Origin of the sequence: Hydrogenophaga sp. (assembly GCF_011390835.1) — a bacterium.
GTDB lineage: Bacteria > Pseudomonadota > Gammaproteobacteria > Burkholderiales > Burkholderiaceae_C > Hydrogenophaga.
The window spans coordinates 110,190-129,538 of sequence record NZ_JAABRQ010000001.1 but is presented as its reverse complement, the minus strand read 5'-3'; the positions used below and the strand labels follow the sequence as shown (position 1 = coordinate 129,538).

21 protein-coding genes and 1 tRNA gene are annotated in these 19,349 nt (G+C 62.5%); 9 read left to right on the top strand and 13 right to left on the bottom strand.

Going from position 1 to position 19,349, the window contains the following annotated elements; all coding sequences use genetic code 11:
• Positions 1 to 29 precede the first annotated feature (29 nt).
• From argJ to GPT34_RS00615, 3 genes are read left to right on the top strand one after another with little or no spacing between them, the layout of a single operon-like run.
• On the top strand, positions 30 to 1,277 hold the full coding sequence (gene argJ, locus GPT34_RS00625) for a bifunctional glutamate N-acetyltransferase/amino-acid acetyltransferase ArgJ (protein ID WP_291008271.1): 1,248 nt from the start codon (positions 30 to 32) through the stop codon (positions 1,275 to 1,277).
• Positions 1,274 to 2,152, top strand: a complete 879-nt coding sequence (locus GPT34_RS00620; protein WP_291008268.1) for an ATP-binding protein — start codon at positions 1,274 to 1,276, stop codon at positions 2,150 to 2,152. Before argJ ends, GPT34_RS00620 begins: the two co-directional genes overlap by 4 nt.
• On the top strand, positions 2,153 to 2,602 hold the full coding sequence (locus tag GPT34_RS00615; RefSeq protein ID WP_291008265.1) for an NUDIX domain-containing protein: 450 nt from the start codon (positions 2,153 to 2,155) through the stop codon (positions 2,600 to 2,602).
• Here GPT34_RS00615 and GPT34_RS00610 read toward each other — a convergent pair.
• From GPT34_RS00610 to GPT34_RS00575, 8 genes are all read right to left on the bottom strand, one after another.
• Complete coding sequence (locus GPT34_RS00610; protein ID WP_291008263.1) at positions 2,599 to 2,805, bottom strand: DNA gyrase inhibitor YacG; 207 nt, start codon at positions 2,803 to 2,805, stop codon at positions 2,599 to 2,601. The two genes, GPT34_RS00615 and GPT34_RS00610, sit on opposite strands and share 4 nt — an antisense overlap.
• A 7-nt stretch (positions 2,806 to 2,812) precedes the next feature.
• Positions 2,813 to 3,568, bottom strand: coding sequence for a cell division protein ZapD (zapD, locus tag GPT34_RS00605; protein WP_291008260.1), 756 nt, complete (start codon positions 3,566 to 3,568; stop codon positions 2,813 to 2,815).
• A gap of 51 nt (positions 3,569 to 3,619) precedes the next feature.
• The gene (gene coaE, locus GPT34_RS00600; RefSeq protein WP_291008257.1) at positions 3,620 to 4,207 is read right to left on the bottom strand and encodes a dephospho-CoA kinase; all 588 of its coding nucleotides are present in this window, start codon (positions 4,205 to 4,207) and stop codon (positions 3,620 to 3,622) included.
• Positions 4,208 to 4,233: 26 nt separating this feature from the next.
• Positions 4,234 to 5,091 (bottom strand): A24 family peptidase, encoded by an 858-nt coding sequence (locus GPT34_RS00595; RefSeq protein WP_291008254.1) that lies wholly within the window; start codon positions 5,089 to 5,091, stop codon positions 4,234 to 4,236.
• Positions 5,091 to 6,308, bottom strand: coding sequence for a type II secretion system F family protein (locus GPT34_RS00590; protein WP_291008252.1), 1,218 nt, complete (start codon positions 6,306 to 6,308; stop codon positions 5,091 to 5,093). The genes GPT34_RS00595 and GPT34_RS00590 overlap by 1 nt, the downstream gene beginning before the upstream one ends.
• A gap of 31 nt (positions 6,309 to 6,339) precedes the next feature.
• Positions 6,340 to 8,073 (bottom strand): type IV-A pilus assembly ATPase PilB, encoded by a 1,734-nt coding sequence (gene pilB / locus GPT34_RS00585; RefSeq protein ID WP_291008249.1) that lies wholly within the window; start codon positions 8,071 to 8,073, stop codon positions 6,340 to 6,342.
• A 167-nt stretch (positions 8,074 to 8,240) separates the two neighbouring features.
• Positions 8,241 to 8,317: transfer RNA gene (locus GPT34_RS00580), tRNA-Pro, on the bottom strand.
• A 52-nt stretch (positions 8,318 to 8,369) separates the two neighbouring features.
• Positions 8,370 to 9,350 (bottom strand): polyprenyl synthetase family protein, encoded by a 981-nt coding sequence (locus GPT34_RS00575; RefSeq protein WP_291008997.1) that lies wholly within the window; start codon positions 9,348 to 9,350, stop codon positions 8,370 to 8,372.
• Positions 9,351 to 9,582: 232 nt separating this feature from the next.
• On the opposite strand from GPT34_RS00575, the gene rplU reads away from it, so the two are divergent.
• The 4 genes from rplU to proB all read left to right on the top strand — a co-directional run bounded on the left by rplU (position 9,583) and on the right by proB (position 12,549).
• On the top strand, positions 9,583 to 9,894 hold the full coding sequence (gene rplU, locus GPT34_RS00570) for a 50S ribosomal protein L21 (protein WP_291008246.1): 312 nt from the start codon (positions 9,583 to 9,585) through the stop codon (positions 9,892 to 9,894).
• Positions 9,895 to 9,909: 15 nt separating this feature from the next.
• A complete protein-coding gene (gene rpmA / locus GPT34_RS00565) occupies positions 9,910 to 10,167 on the top strand; it encodes a 50S ribosomal protein L27 (RefSeq protein ID WP_291008243.1) in 258 nt (85 codons plus the stop codon).
• A gap of 108 nt (positions 10,168 to 10,275) precedes the next feature.
• A complete protein-coding gene (obgE, locus tag GPT34_RS00560) occupies positions 10,276 to 11,349 on the top strand; it encodes a GTPase ObgE (protein ID WP_291008240.1) in 1,074 nt (357 codons plus the stop codon).
• Between the two features lie 36 nt (positions 11,350 to 11,385).
• On the top strand, positions 11,386 to 12,549 hold the full coding sequence (gene proB / locus GPT34_RS00555) for a glutamate 5-kinase (protein WP_291008237.1): 1,164 nt from the start codon (positions 11,386 to 11,388) through the stop codon (positions 12,547 to 12,549).
• Positions 12,550 to 12,563: 14 nt separating this feature from the next.
• Here proB and GPT34_RS00550 read toward each other — a convergent pair whose 3' ends face one another.
• Positions 12,564 to 13,217, bottom strand: a complete 654-nt coding sequence (locus GPT34_RS00550) for an RNA pyrophosphohydrolase (RefSeq protein WP_291008234.1) — start codon at positions 13,215 to 13,217, stop codon at positions 12,564 to 12,566.
• Positions 13,218 to 13,401: 184 nt separating this feature from the next.
• Here GPT34_RS00550 and GPT34_RS00545 point away from each other — a divergent pair, with 184 nt between their 5' ends.
• On the top strand, positions 13,402 to 15,147 hold the full coding sequence (locus GPT34_RS00545) for a proline--tRNA ligase (RefSeq protein ID WP_291008231.1): 1,746 nt from the start codon (positions 13,402 to 13,404) through the stop codon (positions 15,145 to 15,147).
• Positions 15,144 to 15,797 (top strand): lytic transglycosylase domain-containing protein, encoded by a 654-nt coding sequence (locus tag GPT34_RS00540; RefSeq protein WP_291008228.1) that lies wholly within the window; start codon positions 15,144 to 15,146, stop codon positions 15,795 to 15,797. The genes GPT34_RS00545 and GPT34_RS00540 overlap by 4 nt, the downstream gene beginning before the upstream one ends.
• A 23-nt stretch (positions 15,798 to 15,820) precedes the next feature.
• Here GPT34_RS00540 and GPT34_RS00535 read toward each other — a convergent pair whose 3' ends face one another.
• The 4 genes from GPT34_RS00535 to prfA form a co-directional block, all read right to left on the bottom strand.
• Positions 15,821 to 16,825: an AAA family ATPase gene (locus tag GPT34_RS00535; protein ID WP_291008225.1), complete on the bottom strand. Its 1,005-nt coding sequence runs from the start codon at positions 16,823 to 16,825 to the stop codon at positions 15,821 to 15,823.
• Between the two features lie 193 nt (positions 16,826 to 17,018).
• Entirely contained in the window at positions 17,019 to 17,342 is a 324-nt protein-coding gene (gene grxD / locus GPT34_RS00530) for a Grx4 family monothiol glutaredoxin (RefSeq protein WP_291008221.1), read from the bottom strand.
• A gap of 54 nt (positions 17,343 to 17,396) precedes the next feature.
• Complete coding sequence (gene prmC, locus GPT34_RS00525; protein WP_291008218.1) at positions 17,397 to 18,260, bottom strand: peptide chain release factor N(5)-glutamine methyltransferase; 864 nt, start codon at positions 18,258 to 18,260, stop codon at positions 17,397 to 17,399.
• Positions 18,257 to 19,345, bottom strand: coding sequence for a peptide chain release factor 1 (prfA, locus tag GPT34_RS00520; RefSeq protein ID WP_291008216.1), 1,089 nt, complete (start codon positions 19,343 to 19,345; stop codon positions 18,257 to 18,259). The genes prmC and prfA overlap by 4 nt, the downstream gene beginning before the upstream one ends.
• Between the last annotated feature and the right edge of the window lie 4 nt (positions 19,346 to 19,349).

Genomic DNA, 19,349 nt, shown 5'->3' with positions numbered 1-19,349 from the left:
AGTCGGGCCAATTTTTCCGGAAGTTCAACATGCCCGTATCGTTACCGATGCCCCAGGCCTCCGATCTGCATGCCATCGCCGGTGTTCGCATCGGTGTGACTGAAGCTGGCATTCGAAAAGCCAATCGCAAGGATCTCACGGTTTTTCTACTCGACGAGGGCAGTGCGGTCGGCGCCGTGTTTACGCAGAATCGCTACGCCGCCGCGCCGGTGCAAGTCTGCCGCCAGCACCTGACCTCGAAGCTGGGCATCCGGGCTCTGGTCATCAACACCGGCAACGCTAACGCCGGTACCGGTGAGCCAGGACTGGCGGATGCGCAGAAGACTTGCAGCGCCTTGGCCCGCGCCCTGAATCTGGCTCATGAGCAGGTGTTGCCGTTCTCCACCGGCGTGATCATGGAGCCCCTGCCGGTGGACCGGCTGATTGCCGGCTTGCCCGCGGCAGTGACCTCGGCTGCACAAGGCCCGATGGCCACAGGTGAACGCTGGCTGGATGCCGCCACCGGCATCATGACGACCGACACGGTGCCCAAAGCGGTGAGCCATTCGTTCGAGATTGGCGGGCGCACCGTGCACGCCACGGGCATCGCCAAAGGCGCTGGCATGATTCGGCCCAACATGGCCACCATGCTCGGCTTTCTGGCGACCGACGCCTGCGTCGCACCTGAACTGATGAGCACACTTGCGCGCCGCCTGGCCGATGTGTCGTTCAACCGCGTGACGGTCGATGGTGACACCAGCACCAACGACTGCTTCGTGGTCATTGCCACAGGCCGCGCTGGCCATCCGACTGTGACTGATCTCGACAGCGCTGTGGGACGGGCCTTGCTGAATGCGCTGGCGCCGGTGGCCCAGCGGCTGGCGCATGCCATCGTGCGTGACGGTGAGGGCGCCACCAAGTTCATCACCGTTCGTGTGGAAGGCGGGCGTGACAGCGCCGAGTGTCTGTTGGCGGCTTATGCAGTGGCGCAGTCGCCGCTGGTCAAAACGGCCTTCTTCGCCAGCGATCCGAACCTGGGGCGCATTCTGGCGGCGGTCGGCTACGCCGGCATCACCGATCTGGATGTGAACGGGATTGACTTGCACCTGGGCGATGTGCATGTGGTCACCCGCGGTGGACGTCACCCTGACTACCGCGAAGAAGACGGCCAACGCGTGATGAAGCAAGCCGAGATCCTGGTGTGCATCGGCCTGGGCCGCGGCAAGGCGGTCGAGACCGTTTGGACCTGCGATTTCAGCCACGATTACGTGACCATCAACGCAGACTACCGATCATGAGTGCTGCGCTGGAGCGATTGCTGGCTCGTGCTGAGCAACTGATCGATCGCATTGAAGCCGTGCTGCCTCAGGCGCTGGGTGCGCCCGACTGGTCGGCCTCGGTGGCGTTTCGCTACCGCAAGCGCAGCAGCGGTCACGGCGTGCTGGAGCCGGTGCGCCATGTGGCGCCAATGCGGCTCATCGACCTGCAGGAAATCGATGGCCAGAAGGAAAAGATTCAGCGCAACACGCAGCAATTTGTGCAAGGCCTGCCGGCCAACAACGTGCTGCTGACCGGCGCGCGAGGCACTGGCAAATCGTCTTTGATCAAGGCCTGCCTGCACGAGTACAGCGCCCTTGGTCTGCGGCTGATCGAGGTCGACAAGGCCGACTTGGTGGACCTGCCTGACATCGTCGATGTGGTGGCTGATCGGCCCGAGCGTTTCATAGTCTTTTGTGACGACTTGAGTTTCGAAGACGGTGAATCGGGCTACAAGGCGCTGAAGTCGGTGCTCGATGGATCGGTTTCGGCCGCCGGGCACAACGTGCTGATTTGTGCTACCAGCAACCGGCGCCACTTGCTGCCCGAGTACATGAAGGAAAACCTCAGCTATACCCACACCGCCGATGGCGAGGTGCATCCTGGTGAGGTGGTGGAGGAGAAAATTTCGCTGTCCGAGCGCTTCGGCTTGTGGGTCAGCTTTTACCCCTTCAGCCAGGACGAGTACCTGGCGATCGTGGCGAAGTGGCTGGAGTCGTTCGCGATGCCAGCCGCTGACATCGAGCGCGCAAGACCGCAGGCGCTGGTGTGGGCGCTGGAGCGCGGCTCACGCAGCGGGCGTGTGGCTTATCAGTTTGCACGCGACTACGCGGGCACCCACGCCATCCGCGCTTGAATGAACAGCCCAGTGCTGGTGGTCGATGCCGACCAAGCGCGGCAGTCCCCGCAAGACCGCCCGGTGGTCGATGTGGCCGTCGGTGTGTTGATCGCCAGAGATGGCTCGTTTCTGCTGACCTCTCGCCCGCCTGGCAAGGTCTACGCGGGCTACTGGGAGTTCCCCGGCGGCAAGTTGGAGGCTGGCGAAAATGTGGAGCAGGCCTTGCGCCGGGAGCTGCAGGAAGAAATCGGTGTGACCATCGGACCTGTTCACCCTTGGCGCGACGAGCTGGTGGACTATCCACATGCGCTGGTGCGCCTGCATTTTTGCAAAGTTCTGGACTGGCAGGGCGAGCTGCAGATGCGGGAGGGGCAGGCCTTCCGCTGGGAGTGTCTGCCGGTGCAATGTGAACCGGTATTGCCGGGGACTGTGCCCGTGCTGGCCTGGCTCGCTGAAGAAGCGGTTTAAGTCCGCTCGAGTTCCGGATCGGTGTCGGGCGTCTGCTCGGGCAAGGCAAAGCGTTCGCTAGCCCAGGCACCCAGATCGTGCTGCTTGCATCGTTCGCCGCAGAACGGCCGGTAGGGGTTGTCGGGTGCGTAACGGCTGGGGCCGCCGCAGGCCGGGCAACGAACCGTCCTTGCAGGTACAGAGCCAGGCTTCTGGTCAGGCACGCAGACCTCAGGCGCAGAGCGTCAGCTCAAACGCGGCGTCTTCCTGTGCTGGATGCAGGCGGTCGTCTTCGCCGTGGCGCATCAGGCGCACTGACATCATCAGGCGGTTGCCACTGATCTCGGGGATCCAGCCGGCCTGCGGATCGATGCGCAGGCGCAGCAACTGAAACGTACGGCCCTGCGGCAGGTTCTGCTGGTACTGGCCGGCGGGTGCCACCACTTTTTGCGGCGATCCGGAGTCGCGCAGCATCTTGAGCAGGAGCACGATGGACTCGGCCAGCGGTGACAAAGGGGCAATCCAGCGCTCCAGATCGGCTTGACGCTGTTCGACCTGGTGGTGCTGCCAGTCGAAGTACGCCGGGAGATCGAATTCGCAGGTGCCGCCCGGAATGCCAATGCGGCTGCGGATGCTCATGAGCCAGTCGTTTTCGGTCAGCGACTGACCGGTCTTGCCGTTGAGCTGGTTGAGCTGCGAGAAGCAGTCGTCCAGCTGGGCAATGATCTCGTCCAGAGCCTGCTCGGAAATGGCTGGGTTGCCGCGGTAGCTGTTGAGCTGGGCCTTCTGGCGGTCGATGTCCTTGAGCACGTCGGACTTCATGTCGGCGCGTGAGGCTACGTCCATGATCTCAAAGATAGTCTGGATAGCGTAGTGGTGATCGAGCGGATGGTTACGCGGAACCAGTTCACCCAGCCGTCGAAACAACTGCTCGAGTCGGAGGTAGGTGCGTATGCGCTCGTTGAACGGGTATTCGTAAAGGATCACAGGGCGGCGTGGACTAACGGTAGGGGGACAAAGCAACAGGCAAGACTTTCATCATAGCCCGAACCTGCGCGCCATCTGGGTCACGAGCCGTTGCAGCTGATCCAGGCTCACGCCATCGTTGAAGATGAATGCGTCGGCCGCGGCCAGCCGTCGCTCGCGTGAGCACTGGCTGCGCATAGCCGCTTCGACCGTCTCGATGGCCCAGCCGCTGCGGGTCTGCACGCGGGCGATTTGGGTGGCAGGCAGGCAGTCGACCACCACCACTCGGTCGAGTTGAATCCGCCATCGGGGCGATTCGACGAGCAGCGGGATGTCGAACACGATGCAGGGAGCAACCGCAGCGGCAGCCTGCCGGCGAATCTCCTCGGCCACCAGCGGATGCACGATGGACTCCAGCGCCTGTCTGAGTTCGGGTTGCTCGAAGATGCGCGAGCGCATGCGTTCGCGGTCCAGGGCGCCGTCAGGCGCCAGGGCATCCGGCCCGAAGCGCTGTGCAATCGCCGCAAGGCCCGTGCCGCCGGGTTCAGTGCAGGCGCGCGCGATGGCGTCGGCATCAATGAGGGCAGTGCCCAGATCCTGCAGCATGCGGGCGACGGTACTCTTGCCGCTGCCGATGCCGCCGGTGAGACCGAGCCGCATCTTGTGACAGCGGGCCGGCGAGGGACTCACAGGCCGATGACCGCCAGGATCGAGGAGGCGCCAAAAACCATGGCGGTAAGGCCTGCCAAGGCCAGGAACGGGCCGAAAGGCACGTAGCCACCCTCGCGCAGACTGCCGAAAACCTTGATGGCAATACCGACCACGGCCCCGATGACCGATGCCATGAGGATCACCGGAATCAGGGCCTGCCAACCCAGCCAAGCGCCCAGGGCCGCAAACAGTTTGAAGTCACCATAGCCCATGCCTTCCTTGCCGGTCACCAGCTTGAAGGCCCAGTACACGAGCCAGAGCGAGAGGTAGCCGGCCACAGCACCCCAAAGCGAGCTGGTGAGCAGCGTATCGATCAGCCCGAGGCCAGCTGCGCACAAGCCGGCCCAGAGCAGGGGCAGCGTGATGTCATCTGGTAGCAGGGTGGTGTCCCAGTCGATGCAGGCCAGCGTCAGCAGGGCGGCGGCGAATCCGCTCCAAATCAGCGCCTCCCAGTCCAGTCCCCAGTGCCATCCGCACCAGGCAAACAGCGCGGCGCAGATCAGTTCCACCGCTGGGTATCGCAGGCTGATGGGCGCGGCACAACCGTGGCAACGCCCGCGGAGTACTGCATAGCTGATTGCAGGGATGTTTTCGAACCATCGAATCTGGTGGCCGCAGTGGGGGCAACGAGAACGCGGCACCAGCAGGTTGAAGCGCTCAGCGGGTACCTCCGGCGCAGGGGCATCGCCAGCACGGCTGAACTCGGCACATTCGGCAGCCCAGCGTTGCTCCATCATCTTGGGTAGCCGGTGAATCACGACATTGAGAAAACTGCCCACCAGTAGTCCCAGCAGACCCAGCAACGCTGCGTCCACCACCTCAGGTGAGGGCATCAGACGACCTGACCCAGTTTGAAGATAGGCAGGTACATCGAGACCACGATGCCACCGATGATGGTGCCCAGGATAACGATGATGATGGGCTCCATCAGGCTCGAGATGCCAGCCACCATGTCATCGACCTCGGCTTCGTAGAAATCCGCAGCTTTGCCCAGCATGTGATCGATGGAGCCCGATTCTTCGCCGATGGCGCACATCTGCAGCACCATCGACGGGAAAATATTGGCGTTGGTCATCGCATTGGTCAGGCTGGTGCCAGTGGACACTTCCTGCTGAATCTTTTCGGTGGCAATCGCATAGACCGAGTTACCGGAAGCACCCCCCACAGAGTCCAGCGCTTCCACCAAAGGCACACCTGCCGCAAACATGGTAGCCAAGGTGCGCGTCCAGCGGGCGATCACCGACTTCTCCACCAAGGTACCGAAAATCGGCATCTTGAGCATCAACCTGTCCATGAAGCGCTGCACCTTTTCGTTGCGCCTCCAGGCCTGCAGAAAAAAGTACAGGCCACCACCGATGCCGCCGAAGATCAGATACCAGTACTCGGTAAAGAACTCGCTCATGGCGATCACGAACAGCGTGGGCCCTGGCAGATCGGCACCGAAGGAGGTGAACACTTCCTTGAAAGAGGGGATCACAAAAATCATGATCACGGCCACCACCACGAAGGCGACGATGATCACCGATATGGGATACATCAAGGCCGACTTGATCTTGGACTTGATCGCCTCGGTTTTTTCCATGTAGACCGCCAGCCGGTCCAACAACTCTTCCAAGATACCGGCAGCCTCACCTGCCTCGACCAGGTTGCAGTACAGGCTATCGAAGTACAGCGGATTTTTGCGAAAAGCCGCACTGAGTGAGGTGCCGGTTTCAACGTCTGCCCGGATGTCGTTGAGCAATTTGGACACGCTGGGATTTGGGTTGCCGCGGCCCACGATGTCGAACGCCTGAAGCAGGGGCACGCCTGCCTTCATCATGGTTGCGAGCTGGCGTGTGAAGATGGCAATGTCTTTCGGCTTGATTCGCTTGCCCGAAGACATGCGGCGCTTCTTCACCTTGCCCGGGATGATGCCCTGGCGGCGCAGGGCCGCCAGCACCTGGTTCTCGCCTACCGCCCGAGTCTCTCCCCTGACCTGTTTGCCGCTGCGGTCCTTGCCTTCCCACTCGAAGACAAAGTCCTTGACGCTTTTGGATGCTGCAGTGGCCATGGTTTCCCCGAATTCGTAACTTTGCTTCAGGTCACTCGTTGGTGACGCTGAGCACCTCTTCCAATGACGTCATGCCCTGCCGTACCTTGATCAGGCCCGACTCGCGCAAGCTCCTCACCCCTTCGGCGCTGGCCTGCTGGGCAATATCGAGCGCGCTGCCACCCCGCAAGATGATGCGCTGGATCTCCTCTGAGATCGGCATGACCTGGTAAATGCCGACGCGGCCCTTGTAGCCGTTGTTGCATGCAGAGCAGCCGACCGGCTTGTAGGGCGTCCAGCTGCCATCCAGGTCCTCGGCCTTGTAGCCAGCATCCAGCAGCGCTTTTCGCGGCACATCTAATGGTGACTTGCAAGTCGCACAAAGTCGACGGGCCAGCCGCTGAGCGGTGATCAGGATGACACTGGAGGCAATGTTGAACGTGGGAACACCCATATTCATCATGCGGGTCAGCGTGGTCGGGGCGTCGTTCGTGTGCAGGGTTGACAGCACCATGTGTCCCGTTTGCGCCGCCTTGATCGAGATATCGGCCGTCTCCAGGTCGCGAATCTCACCCACCATGATGATGTCCGGATCCTGGCGCAAGAAAGCCTTGAGCGCCGCGGCAAAGGTCAAACCCGCCTTTTCGTTCACGTTAACCTGGTTCACGCCAGGCAAATTGATCTCCGACGGGTCTTCGGCGGTGGAGATGTTGATGCCTGGCTTGTTCAGGATGTTGAGGCAGGTGTAGAGCGACACCGTCTTGCCCGAGCCTGTCGGGCCGGTGACCAGCACCATGCCATAGGGCCGGGAAATGGCCTCCAGCAAGCGCTCTTTTTCCTCCGGCTCATAGCCGAGCGCATCGATGCCCACCTTGGCACTGCTCGGATCCAGGATCCGGATCACGATCTTTTCGCCAAACAATGTGGGTAACGAGCTGACCCGGAAATCGATCACCCGGTCAGGCCCCACCTTGAGCTTCATGCGCCCGTCCTGGGGGATGCGCTTCTCCGAGATGTCCATGCGCGAGATCACTTTGATGCGCGAGGCCAGCTTGTCCTTGATGGCGATCGGTGGTGAAGCGATTTCGCGCAGCTCGCCATCGATGCGAAAGCGCACGCGGTAGGTGTGTTCGTACGGCTCAAAATGCAGGTCGGACGCGCGCATGTTGAAGGCGTCAATCAGCATCTTGTGCAGGAACTTGACCACTGGCGCGTCGTCAACTTCCGAGGACTTGTCCGGCGCATCGGTGGTGATCGCTTCAGTGGCCAGTTCGTCAAACTCGAAGTCGCCGCCGATGATGTTGTCCATCGTCTCGTTGGCGCTGGTGTTCTGGAGGTCAACCAGCTTGTTGAGCTTGTCGAACTCGGTGATCACCCAGTCCACGCCCATCTGGGTGGCGAACTTGATTTTTTCTGCAGCCTGCTGGTCCGCCGGATCGGCGGTGGCCACCATCAAGCGGTTATTTCGCTTGCTCAGAACCACGATGCGGTAGTCCGAGCAGATCTTGCTATCGAGTAAGCCCTTGGGCAGCCGCTCGACGTCGATCGCGTCCAGGTCCAGCAGGGGGGCGGCGTAGGCGGCTGCCATGGTGTGCGCCATGTCATAGGCCGACACAGCGCCCGAACTGGTCAGCTCAGCGATGAAGCTTGTTCGGCCGACCTGGGCCTTTTTGTACAAGTCCTCAGCTGCTTTCTGGCCCAGCTTGCCAGCGGACACCAAGGCGCGGCCCAAGCCTGGCAAGGCCATGGAAGCACTATCCTGAATCACTGTATCGACGGACGCCATAAGCTCGTAATCTACCGTAAATCAACGACTTGGCCGTCACAATTGAGGCGACTTGTGTTGAATTTGCGGATTGTCGCGCTCTTGGCGTTGCGAGAAGGTCTCGAAAAGCGGGACCAAAAGCACGCAAATCGCGCGCTGGACGCTCAGCTCTAGCAAATCGGGAGGTATGGTCGGGGTGAGAGGATTCGAACCTCCGGCCTCTACGTCCCGAACGTAGCGCTCTACCTGGCTAAGCTACACCCCGAAAACAGCACCATTTGCCTGTCGGACCAAGGCGAGCTGGTGTCGTTCAGACCCTAGGAGCGGCGCTCCAGCAAGTCAGCAGCCAATTGTAGCAAGGCGTTGCTGTGCGCATTGGCCGGCAAGGCCCGGGCGGCATCCACGGCGCGCTGGGCTTCGGCCATGGCGCTGGCCCGTGCTGCTTCGAGTGCGCCCGAGTCGGAGATGACGCGCAGAATTTCAGGCAAATGGGTCAGATCGCCTTGCTCGATGGCTGCCCGGATCAAAATCTGTTCAGCGGGCGTGGCGCGTTGAAGCGCGCAGATGATGGGCAGGGTGACCTTGCCCTCGCGCAGGTCATCGCCGAGGTTCTTGCCCAAGTCCTCAGGACTGCCTTCGTAGTCCAGCACGTCGTCAATGACCTGAAATGCGGTACCCACCGCCTGGCCGTAGGTGGCGCACAGTGCTTCGGTCGCCGCATCCGCGCCGGCCAGGATGGGGGCAAGACGGGCGCTGGCTTCAAATAGCTTGGCGGTTTTCGACCGGATCACCCGAAGGTAGGTCGCCTCGTTCACCGTGGCGTCATGCATGTTCATCAACTGCAAAACTTCGCCTTCGGCGATCACGTTGGTGGCGTCAGAGAGCACCTGCATCACCCGCATCTGGTTCACATCAACCATCATCTGAAACGCCCGCGAGTACAGGAAGTCGCCCACCAGCACACTGGCTGCGTTGCCAAACTGCTCGTTAGCGGTCGGCCGGCCACGGCGCAGCGTGGACTCGTCCACCACGTCGTCGTGCAGCAGGGTGGCTGTGTGAATGAACTCGATCACAGCCGCCAGGGTGTGGCGGTGAGGGTGCATTGAGCCGATAGCGCCGCTCATCAGTAGCAGCAAGGCAGGCCTCAGGCGCTTGCCGCCAGCCCGGATGATGTACTGCGCGACATCCCGGACCAGCGGCACATCGGTGGTCAATCGCTCGTGGATCACCTGGTCCACCCGCTGCATGTCCTGGGCGATCAGGTCCAGCGGATGAGACGCCTGGGAGGGAAGGGGGATCAAGATGGGGGTCCGTCGGGAGAAGAGGCCGGGGATCGCCAGCCTGTAAACAGGAATTATAGGAAGAGGGCAGGTGCCGATCGACAGGGCGGTCACTGAGCGCCATGTTTTCGTGCCTGCGTGCCCTGTGCGCCTACGTACTTGAGAACAAAACTCTTGCGTGCTAAAATCGCAGGTTCGGCGGAACTTCGTCCGTCGAACATCCATTCGTGGATATTTTCAAGAGGTTCATATGTACGCGGTCATAAAAACCGGTGGCAAACAGTATCGTGTTGCTGCTGGCGAAAAAATTAAAGTAGAACAGATTGCTGCGGATGTGGGCCAAGAGATCGTGATTGACCAGGTTCTGGCTGTCGGCAACGGCAGCGAGCTCAAGGTTGGCACTCCCTTGGTTTCCGGCGCAACGGTCACGGTCACGGTGTTGGCCCATGGCAGGCACGACAAGGTGCACATCTTCAAGATGCGCCGTCGCAAGCACTACCAGAAGCGCCAGGGTCACCGGCAGAATTTCACCGAACTGCAGATTGCGTCGATCGCAGGCTGAGAGGAGTAAGAGAAAATGGCACAGAAAAAAGGCGGCGGCTCTACGCGAAACGGGCGCGATTCCAAGCCCAAGATGCTCGGCGTGAAGGCCTTTGGTGGTGAACTCGTGAGCGCGGGCGCCATCATCGTGCGTCAGCGTGGCACCAAGTTTCACCCCGGCAGCAACGTCGGCCTGGGGAAAGATCACACCCTGTTTGCCACGGCAGACGGTCACGTGAGCTTCGCCGTCAAGGGCGCGCTGAATCGCCACGTGGTGAGCATCACTCCCGTCTGAGCGACGCGGTGCTGTCGCGCGCCGGGCTTTGCCCGGTGAGGGCAGGATGCAGCTGAGGGCCCGCGCAAGCGGGCCTTTTTCGTATGGGTATTTCCCGGAAGCAATGACATGAAATTTGTGGACGAAGCCACCATCGACGTCGCCGCGGGCGACGGCGGGAACGGCTGCGCCTCGTTCCGGCACGAAAAGTACAAAGAATTTGGAGGCCCAGATGGCGGCGACGGCGGGCGCGGAGGCCACGTGTTGGCGGTGGCCGATGCCAGCCTCAACACCTTGGTGGACTTCCGCTTCACACGTCGCTTTGAAGCGCACCGCGGTGAGCACGGCAAAGGCTCGGACATGTTCGGCGTCAAGGGCGACGACATCGTGCTCAAAATGCCGGTAGGCACCATCATTGCCGATGCAGAGACGGGCGAGGTGCTGCACGAACTGCTGGTGCCTGGTGAGCAGATCACGCTCGCTAAGGGTGGCGACGGTGGCTTCGGCAACATGCACTACAAGAGTTCGACCAACCGCTCGCCTAGACAGAAGACGCCTGGCTGGGCTGGCGAACGCCATACGCTCAAGCTGGAGCTCAAGGTGCTGGCCGATGTAGGCCTGCTGGGCATGCCGAATGCAGGAAAGTCCACCCTGATTGCGGCGGTGTCGAATGCGCGCCCCAAAATTGCAGACTACCCGTTCACCACGCTGCACCCCAATCTGGGTGTCGTGCGGGTGGCGCCGGAAAAGAGTTTTGTGGTGGCCGATGTGCCGGGGCTGATCGAGGGCGCTTCGGAGGGCGCAGGCCTCGGGCATCAGTTCCTGCGGCATTTGCAGCGAACCCGCGTGTTGTTGCACATGGTGGACGCCGCGCCGTTCGACGCGGATGTCGACCCGGTGGCGCAGGCAAAGGCCATCGTGGCTGAGCTTAAGAAGTTTGATCAGGCCTTGTACGACAAACCCCGCTGGCTGGTGCTCAACAAGTTGGACATGGTGCCGCTGGATGAGCGCGAAGCGCGCGTCAAAGACATCGTCAAGCGGCTGCGCTTCAAAGGGCCGGTATTCGAGATCTCCGCGCTTACCCGGGAAGGCTGTGAGCGACTGGTGCAATCGGTTTATGAATTCCTGGCCAAGGAGTTTCGCTCGACCCAGCCCGAGACAGAAATTGACCCGCGCTTCGACGCCGACCCCCGCGGCCTCTGATTCATCGCCGTTCTCACCTTTTGTGATCGTCCCCGCATGAGCGACATGTTGACCGGTTCCGCGGCCCCTTCAGGCCACCACAGCGTCTTGAAGAGCGCCAAGCGCATTGTGGTCAAAGTGGGCTCCAGTTTGGTCACCAACGAAGGTCGGGGCCTGGATGAACAAGCCATTGGTCAGTGGAGCGAGGAGTTGGCCGCGCTCGTCAAGCAAGGGCGCGAGCTGATCATGGTGAGCAGCGGCGCGGTGGCCGAAGGCATGAAGCGCCTGGGGTGGGCGGTGCGGCCCAAAGAGATCAACGAGTTGCAGGCCGCCGCCGCGGTGGGGCAAATGGGCCTGGTGCAGATGTACGAGAGCAAGCTGCGCGCTTGTGGCGTCGGCAGTGCCCAGGTGCTGCTCACCCACGCCGACTTGGCCGACCGCGAGCGCTACCTCAACGCTCGCTCGACGCTGATGACCCTGCTTCACCTCCGCGTGGTGCCGGTCATCAACGAAAACGACACCGTGGTCAACGACGAGATCAAGTTTGGCGACAACGACACCCTGGGTGCGCTAGTGGCCAACTTGGTCGAGGCCGATGTGCTGGTCATCCTGACTGACCAGAAGGGGCTGTACACCGCTGACCCGCGCCATGATCCTGCCGCCGAATTCGTGCACCAGGCGCGGGCCGGCGACCCTCAACTTGAAACGATGGCGGGTGGCGTGGGGTCAAGCATTGGCCGCGGCGGTATGCTCACCAAGATTCTCGCGGCCAAACGCGCGGCGGGTTCGGGCGCGTCAACGGTCATTGCCTGGGGGCGTGAACCGCGGGTGTTGCAGCGACTGTGTGAAGGCGAAGCCATTGGCACCAGCCTGCTGGCCAACACACCCAAAAGCCAGGCCCGCAAGCGCTGGATGGCTGATCACCTGCAGTTGCGTGGCGCGGTGGTGGTCGACGACGGCGCCATCGGCAAGATCGTGGGCGAGGGCAAGAGCCTGCTGCCGATCGGCATGACCGCGGTCGAAGGCGATTTTTCCCGTGGGGATGTGATCGCGGTGCGCAGTTCGGCCGGCAAGGAAGTGGCTCGAGGGTTGGCCAACTACGCCAGTTCCGAGGCGCGCATGTTGTGTCGCAAGTCCTCAGCCGATTTCGAGCGGCTGCTGGGTTACATGGCCGAGCCTGAGATGATTCACCGCGACAACCTGGTGCTAACGCGCGGGTGACCCGCCCGGACCCTTCACGCCAACTTGTTGAAGCTCGTCTGGGGCTCGGCGAACGGTGGGGATCCTTGGGGATGCGGGTCGAAGGTGGCGCCGGGCGGCAACTCCATCTGGTGCTGGCCAACATGCGAAGGCATTTCACCATCGTCCCAGGCACGCGTGCGGGTGTTGCCGCGCAGGTAGCGGTTGCGGTGATCGTTGCGCGGAAGGTAGCGGGCCAGCTCGGTCAGCGCGAGTTCGTACACGCCACGTTTGAACTCCACCACTACGTCCAGCGGCACCCAGTAGTCGTGCCAGCGCCAAGCATCGAACTCGGGATGGGTGGAGGCGCGCAGATTCAGGTTCCAGTCTTGCGCAACCAAGCGCAACAGGTACCAGATCTGCTTCTGACCCTTGTAGTGTCCACGTGCGTCGCGTCGGATGTAGCGGTCGGGCACTTCATAGCGCAACCAGTCCCTCGTACGGGCCACGATGTTCACGTGTTCGGGCATGAGACCCACTTCCTCGTGCAGCTCTCGGTACATCGCCTGCTCGGGCGTTTCGCCTCGGTCGATACCACCTTGCGGAAACTGCCAGGAATGGGAGCGAATGCGCTTACCCCAGAACACCTGGTTTCGCTGGTTGAGCAGAATGATGCCGACATTGGGCCTGAAGCCTTCCCTGTCAAGCATAATCAACCTCAAATTTTTGAACTGTCTGGATTATGCATCGAGCATGACAGATTGCGAGGTTTTGCCCACCCGGATCGGGACCAACGCCGGGTAAACACCGATTGGCGGCGCCACCCTGGCTTGGCGCGGTCCACCCCCGCCCGTTTTCACCACCCTTTGATCGGGCTGACCGCCCCGCGCCTTCATGAAAGCCTCTCAGTTCTTCATCTCTACCCTCAAGGAAGCCCCCGCCGACGCCGAGGTGGTCAGCCACCGGCTTATGACACGCGCCGGCATGATCAAGAAGTTGGGCGCAGGCATCTACACCTACATGCCCATGGGCCTTCGGGTGATCCAGAAGGTGGAGCGCATCGTACGCGAGGAAATGAACCGTTCAGGTGCGGTGGAGCTCACCATGCCCGTGGTGCAACCGGCGGAATACTGGCAGGAAACCGGTCGCTTCGACAAGATGGGCCCGGAGCTGCTGCGCATCCAGGACCGGCACGGGCGCGACTTCATCGTTCAGCCCACCAGCGAAGAGGTCGTGACCGACATCGCGCGCCAGGAACTGCGCAGCTACAAGCAATTGCCGAAGAATTTTTACCAGATCCAGACCAAATTTCGCGATGAGCGCCGGCCTCGCTTCGGATTGATGCGTGGACGTGAGTTCATCATGAAGGATGCCTACAGCTTCGACCGTGATGAGGCCGCCGCCAAAGCCAGCTACCAGGTGATGGCCGCGGCGTATCGCCGCATCTTTGACCGCTTTGGTCTGCGCTACCGCGCCGTGGCCGCGGACAGCGGCGCCATTGGCGGCGACCTGAGCGAAGAGTTCCAGGTGATCGCGGCCACCGGCGAAGACGCCATCGTCTACTGCCCGGACAGCGACTACGCGGCCAACATAGAGAAGGCCGAAGCGCTGGCCCCTTCGGGAAGCCGACCCGCACCGGCCAACCTCATGGTCAAGACACCTACGCCGGGTAAGAGCACCTGCGCCGATGTGGCCGAGCTGCTGGGGGTGCCGCTGGCCACCACGGTGAAGTCGCTGGTGCTGGCCACCGACGAGCTGAACGAAGCGGGCGAAGTTGTGAGGAGCCAGGTCTGGCTGCTGCTGCTGCGCGGTGATCACGACATGAATGAAGTCAAGGTCAGCAAGGTGCCCGGTTTGGATGCGAGCTTCCGTTTCGCCACCGTACCCGAGATCGAAGCGCACTTTGGCAGCAAGCCAGGTTACCTCGGCCCCATTGGCATGAAGCGACCGGTGAAGCTGGTGGCTGACCGCGAGGTGGCGGCAATGGCCGACTGGATCTGCGGGGCCAACGAGGTCGACTTCCACTTCACCGGCGTGAACTGGGGTCGTGACTTGCCCGAGCCCGATCTGGTGGCTGACATCCGCAATGTGGTGGAAGGCGACGCCTCGCCCGATGGCAAGGGCCCGCTCGCCATCGAGCGCGGCATTGAGGTGGGCCATGTGTTCTACCTCGGCACCAAATACAGCCGGGCGATGAACGCCACGTTCCTGGCCGAGGACGGCAAACCCGCGCCATTCGAGATGGGCTGCTACGGCATCGGCATCACCCGCCTGCCTGCCGCCGCGATCGAACAAAACCACGATGAGCGCGGCATCATCTGGCCCGATGCGATCGCGCCGTTCACCGTGGTGATCTGCCCGATCGGCATGGACCGCAGCGCCGACGTGAAGACCGCGGCCGAACAGCTGTACGAACAACTGCTGGCCGCTGGTGTCGACGTGCTGCTCGACGACCGCGGCGAACGGCCTGGCGCCATGTTCGCCGACTGGGAGCTCATTGGCATACCGCACCGCGTGACGATTGGCGACAAGGGGTTGAAGGATGGGCAGGTGGAGTACCAGCATCGGCGAGATGCGGCAGCGACCAAGGTCGCGCTGGTCGAGGCGCTGGCCTTCGTGAAAGGCCGTCTCGCCGCATGACCACGGCAGCGCTGTTCCCCGAGGGGCTGCTGAGCCGCCGTGCCTGCCTGGCGGCGACCGGGGCGGGTGCGTGGTCGCTGCTGGCGTGGCCAAGCTCAGTAATCGCGGGCGGACAGTTGGAAGAGCCGCTCGCCGACTCTGTTCGGTTAGCTCTCAGAGCAGCAATTGCTAGCGATGAACCTCCAGAGCCAGTGTTTAGAGAGACTAAAGACATGCTGGCGCACTTACGCTGGAAAACTGCGATGAGCGATCGATTGAGAAGGCGCAAATCGAATTTTCAGGAGCGTACAGAGTTCTTGACGACCGTATGGTACGAGTCCAAGCGCGCCGGACTGGATACCACCCTGGTCATGGGTCTGATCCAGGTGGAGAGTGCGTTCCGCAGATTCGCCATCTCAAGTGTGGGCGCGCGCGGCTACATGCAGATCATGCCGTTCTGGACCCGAGTGATCGGCGACGGCGATGCGGGCAAGCTCTTCAAGATGCGGATCAACCTGCGATATGGCTGCGTGATCCTGCGGCACTACTTGGACCGCGAGCGCGGCGATACTTTCATGGCGCTCGGGCGATACAACGGCAGTCGGGGGCGCGACACTTACCCCAACGCGGTCTACCGCGCAGCGAAGAACTGGGCTCATGCCGACGCTTGACCCGGGACCTGATTAGAGCGCTGTCACTGAAGGAAACCGATGCGGGTCTTACCCGGCCCGTTGCGCGGCAAGTCGTCGGGCTCGATGCGGTAGCGGTTATCCAGCCTGGCATTGCCGAAGGCGGTGACCAGAGCCCGGCGCATTTCACGCGGCGCCTGCGTGGCCAGCAGGTCCAGCACATCGTTGGCGGGTTCGGGCTCGAAGCGCTGTCCCCAGTCGTGCTCACCGCGAATGCCACGGTACAGGTGGGCCGCGATCTTTCGCGCTGCATCGGGCGACGGCGGCGCGATCTCGAACACGTTCATGCGGTTGCGGATCGGATCCGGAATCGCGCGCTCGTCGTTGGCCGTTGTGACCCAGATGACCTGGCTGGCGTCGATCGGCACTTCGGCGAATTCGTCTACGAAGCTTTGTGCGGTGTCGTGTTCCAATAAGCTGTAGAGTGAGCCCAGAGGGTCGTATTGCGCCTCAGCTGCGGCCTTGTCGATCTCGTCAATCACGATGACGGGGTTGGCGTACTGGCCGTCTACCAGGGCTTCGAACACCTTGCCCGGTTTGGATCCTTTCCACTGGGAAGACGAGCCAGAGAGCAGCCAGCCAGCGGTCATGGAACTCATTGACACCAGGCTCATGCTGGTGCCCAGCAGGTCGGCAATCTGGCGCGCGAAATGCGTTTTGCCGACGCCCGGCGGCCCCAGCAGCAGGATGGGCGTGACTTCGAGGCTGTCGCGGCTGTCCTGGCTGAGCGCCACGTGGCGCTTCACGTCGTCTAGCACCTCACCAAAATTGGGCAGCAAATCGTACAGTGGTGCCATGTCGGGCACACCCGAGGGCTTGACCGCGAAGCGCTCGGGTCCCCGTTCCAGCATCCGTTGCCATGTGTTGCGCAACACCTCATGCTCGCGCTCGTTGCCGCTGGATTGCAGCCTGGCCAGCTTGCGCTCGACATCGTCGGCGCTGAACACGCTGCGCATCTGGGCGATGGGCAGTCCCAGAGAGGGTGAAGCGACCAGGCTGTGTGAGCTCATGCGGTTCTCCTGAGGGGGGTTCATCAACAACTTCATTCAAGCACAGGCCATGCCTGATCTCAAGGCAGAAAAAGACCGATCAAAGCTCGCCATTTGAGGCAATCGCCGCTGGCGTGAAAAAAAGCGCGACCGGATCCAGCGATCAGACGCAAAAAAGCCGCCCGCAGGCGGCTAATTGAGCAGGCAGGTTGGTTCAGGTCTGCCCGTTGATGACCTGCTGCAGTTCGCCCGACTCGTACATCTCCATCATGATGTCGGAGCCGCCGACAAATTCGCCTTTGACATACAGCTGGGGAATGGTGGGCCACTTGCTGTAGTCCTTTATGCCCTGGCGCACGACGTCGTCTTCCAGCACGTTCACCGTCTTGACGCTCTTGGGGTCAACGCCACAGGCCTTCAGAATCTGGATCGCGCGGCCGGAGAAGCCGCACATGGGGAAACTCGCGTTGCCCTTCATGAAGAGCACGATGTCGTTGGATTTGACCAGCTGGTCGATCTGGGTGTGGGCGTCGCTCATGGTTCAGGCTTTCTCAAGGGCGTTGAAGCGGAAATGACCCGCAAGATTGGTCAATTATCGCTGGCCCGGCCAGCGCCCGCCAGTGCAGCGCGCAATGCCCGCAAGGTCGGTGCGGCTGGTGACCGCTTCGAAGCCCCGTTCGATCAAGAGGGCATTGACCCGGTTGGCCTGGTCGTAGCCGTGTTCCAGCAACAGCCAGCCGCCGGGGTGCAGGGCCGCGGGAGCGCCGATGATCAACGACCGGATGTCGTCCAGCCCATCCGCGCCTGCCGTGAGCGCGCCCAGGGGCTCGTGAGTCAGCGCCGCCAGGTGGGCGTCGCCTTCGGCGATGTACGGTGGGTTACTGACGATGAGGTGGAAGTGCTGGCCGGGCACGGCGTCCAGCCAGCTGCCTGTAGCGAAATCGATGGTGAGTCGGAGACGCTGGGCGTTGGCTCGCGCGACCGCCAGTGCGTTCTCGCTCACGTCAGTGGCGCAGACATGGAGCGTCGGTTGTTGAGATTTCAGTGCCAGCGCCACAGCCCCACTACCCGTGCCCAGGTCCAGCACCTGCGCTGGGGCTGGGACTGGGGCTGGCCAATCGGCCAAGAGCGTCAGTGCCCACTCGACCAGGGTTTCGGTGTCGGGCCGGGGCACCAGCACCCGCCGGTCCACCCGCAGCGTTAGACCAAAAAACGCCTGCTCGCCGGTGAGGTAAGCCATCGGCATGCCGCTCAGGCGCTCTTGCACCGCGGTGCTGAAGCGCGAGGCAACCTCTGGCGGCAAAAGGTCGCCGTCGTGGGCCAGCAGCCAGGCGCGGTCATGCGGGTCGTACGACAGCGCCTTCAGCAACAGCATTTGCGCGTCCAGCCTCGCCACACCCTGGGTCTGGGCGTTGCGCAGGGCGTCGCTCAGCGTGGTAGCAGGCGCGGCCTTCATGGCGCGTGGCGGTGTTCGAGCTCGGCCATCAGCTCGGCGCCCCGGGCTACCTGCAGCGCGTGGATCACATCGCCCAGATCGCCCTCCATCACCTGCAGCAGCTTGTACAGGGTGAGGTTGATCCGGTGGTCGGTCAGGCGGCCCTGCGGGAAGTTGTAGGTGCGGATGCGGTCGCTGCGGTCGCCGCTGCCGATCAGGTCCTTGCGGGTGGCGGCCTCCTTGGCGGCGCGCTCGCTGCGGTCTTTTTCCTGCAGGCGCGCAGTGAGCACCTGCAAGGCCTTGGCCTTGTTGCTGTGCTGGCTGCGGCCATCCTGACACTCAGCGGTGATTCCGGTGGGCAAGTGGGTGACACGCACCGCCGAGTCGGTCTTGTTGATGTGTTGCCCGCCGGCCCCGCTGGCGCGGTAGGTGTCGATGCGCAGTTCGCTCGGGTTGAGCTTGACCGCCTCGGTTTCGTCCGGCTCGGGCATCACGGCCACGGTGGCAGCGCTGGTGTGGATACGGCCTTGGGTTTCGGTAGCCGGCACGCGTTGCACGCGGTGCCCACCCGATTCGAACCGCAGTTTGCCATAGGCGCCCGCGCCTACGATGCGCAGCACAAGCTCCTTGTAGCCGCCCAGCTCTCCTGGCGACTCACTCACCACCTCTACCACCCAGCGCTGGCTCTCGGCGTAGCGCGTGATCATGCGGGCCAGGTCGCCGGCAAACAGGGCCGACTCGTCGCCGCCAGTGCCGGCGCGGATTTCCACGAAGGCATTGCGCTCGTCTTCCGGGTCTTTGGGCAGAAGCAGATGCTGCAGCTCGGTGTCCAGCGCGGCCAGCTCGGTGTCGGCGCTGTCCAGCTCTTCCTGCGCCATCTCGGCCATTTCCGGGTCTTGCAGCATGTCTTGGGCCGCAGCGCGGTCGGCTTCGCGCTGCAGAAAGCGGTTGAACACCTCGACCACCGCGCCGGCCTCGGCGTGTTCGCGGCTCAGGTTGCGAAAACGCTGCAAGTCGTCAACCACGTCGGGCGCCGCGAGCAAGGCGTCCAGCTCGTGCAGGCGGGCGCGCTGGCGCAGCAGGGTGTCACGGACAAACGGTTTCATGCGG

Excerpts from the sequence above, each read along its gene's own strand:
- GPT34_RS00590 (WP_291008252.1), bottom strand. The coding sequence starts at position 6,308 with ATGGCCACTGCAGCATCCAAAAGCGTCAAGGACTTTGTCTTCGAGTGG.
- GPT34_RS00545 (WP_291008231.1), top strand. The coding sequence starts at position 13,402 with ATGAAAGCCTCTCAGTTCTTCATCTCTACCCTCAAGGAAGCCCCCGCC.
- GPT34_RS00535 (WP_291008225.1), bottom strand. The coding sequence starts at position 16,825 with ATGAGCTCACACAGCCTGGTCGCTTCACCCTCTCTGGGACTGCCCATC.
- GPT34_RS00595 (WP_291008254.1), bottom strand. The coding sequence starts at position 5,091 with ATGCCCTCACCTGAGGTGGTGGACGCAGCGTTGCTGGGTCTGCTGGGA.
- coaE (WP_291008257.1), bottom strand. The coding sequence starts at position 4,207 with ATGCGGCTCGGTCTCACCGGCGGCATCGGCAGCGGCAAGAGTACCGTC.
- GPT34_RS00550 (WP_291008234.1), bottom strand. The coding sequence starts at position 13,217 with ATGCTTGACAGGGAAGGCTTCAGGCCCAATGTCGGCATCATTCTGCTC.
- prmC (WP_291008218.1), bottom strand. The coding sequence starts at position 18,260 with ATGAAGGCCGCGCCTGCTACCACGCTGAGCGACGCCCTGCGCAACGCC.
- GPT34_RS00620 (WP_291008268.1), top strand. The coding sequence starts at position 1,274 with ATGAGTGCTGCGCTGGAGCGATTGCTGGCTCGTGCTGAGCAACTGATC.
- grxD (WP_291008221.1), bottom strand. The coding sequence starts at position 17,342 with ATGAGCGACGCCCACACCCAGATCGACCAGCTGGTCAAATCCAACGAC.
- rpmA (WP_291008243.1), top strand. The coding sequence starts at position 9,910 with ATGGCACAGAAAAAAGGCGGCGGCTCTACGCGAAACGGGCGCGATTCC.
- GPT34_RS00540 (WP_291008228.1), top strand. The coding sequence starts at position 15,144 with ATGACCACGGCAGCGCTGTTCCCCGAGGGGCTGCTGAGCCGCCGTGCC.
- obgE (WP_291008240.1), top strand. The coding sequence starts at position 10,276 with ATGAAATTTGTGGACGAAGCCACCATCGACGTCGCCGCGGGCGACGGC.
- prfA (WP_291008216.1), bottom strand. The coding sequence starts at position 19,345 with ATGAAACCGTTTGTCCGTGACACCCTGCTGCGCCAGCGCGCCCGCCTG.
- pilB (WP_291008249.1), bottom strand. The coding sequence starts at position 8,073 with ATGGCGTCCGTCGATACAGTGATTCAGGATAGTGCTTCCATGGCCTTG.
- rplU (WP_291008246.1), top strand. The coding sequence starts at position 9,583 with ATGTACGCGGTCATAAAAACCGGTGGCAAACAGTATCGTGTTGCTGCT.
- argJ (WP_291008271.1), top strand. The coding sequence starts at position 30 with ATGCCCGTATCGTTACCGATGCCCCAGGCCTCCGATCTGCATGCCATC.
- proB (WP_291008237.1), top strand. The coding sequence starts at position 11,386 with ATGAGCGACATGTTGACCGGTTCCGCGGCCCCTTCAGGCCACCACAGC.
- GPT34_RS00615 (WP_291008265.1), top strand. The coding sequence starts at position 2,153 with ATGAACAGCCCAGTGCTGGTGGTCGATGCCGACCAAGCGCGGCAGTCC.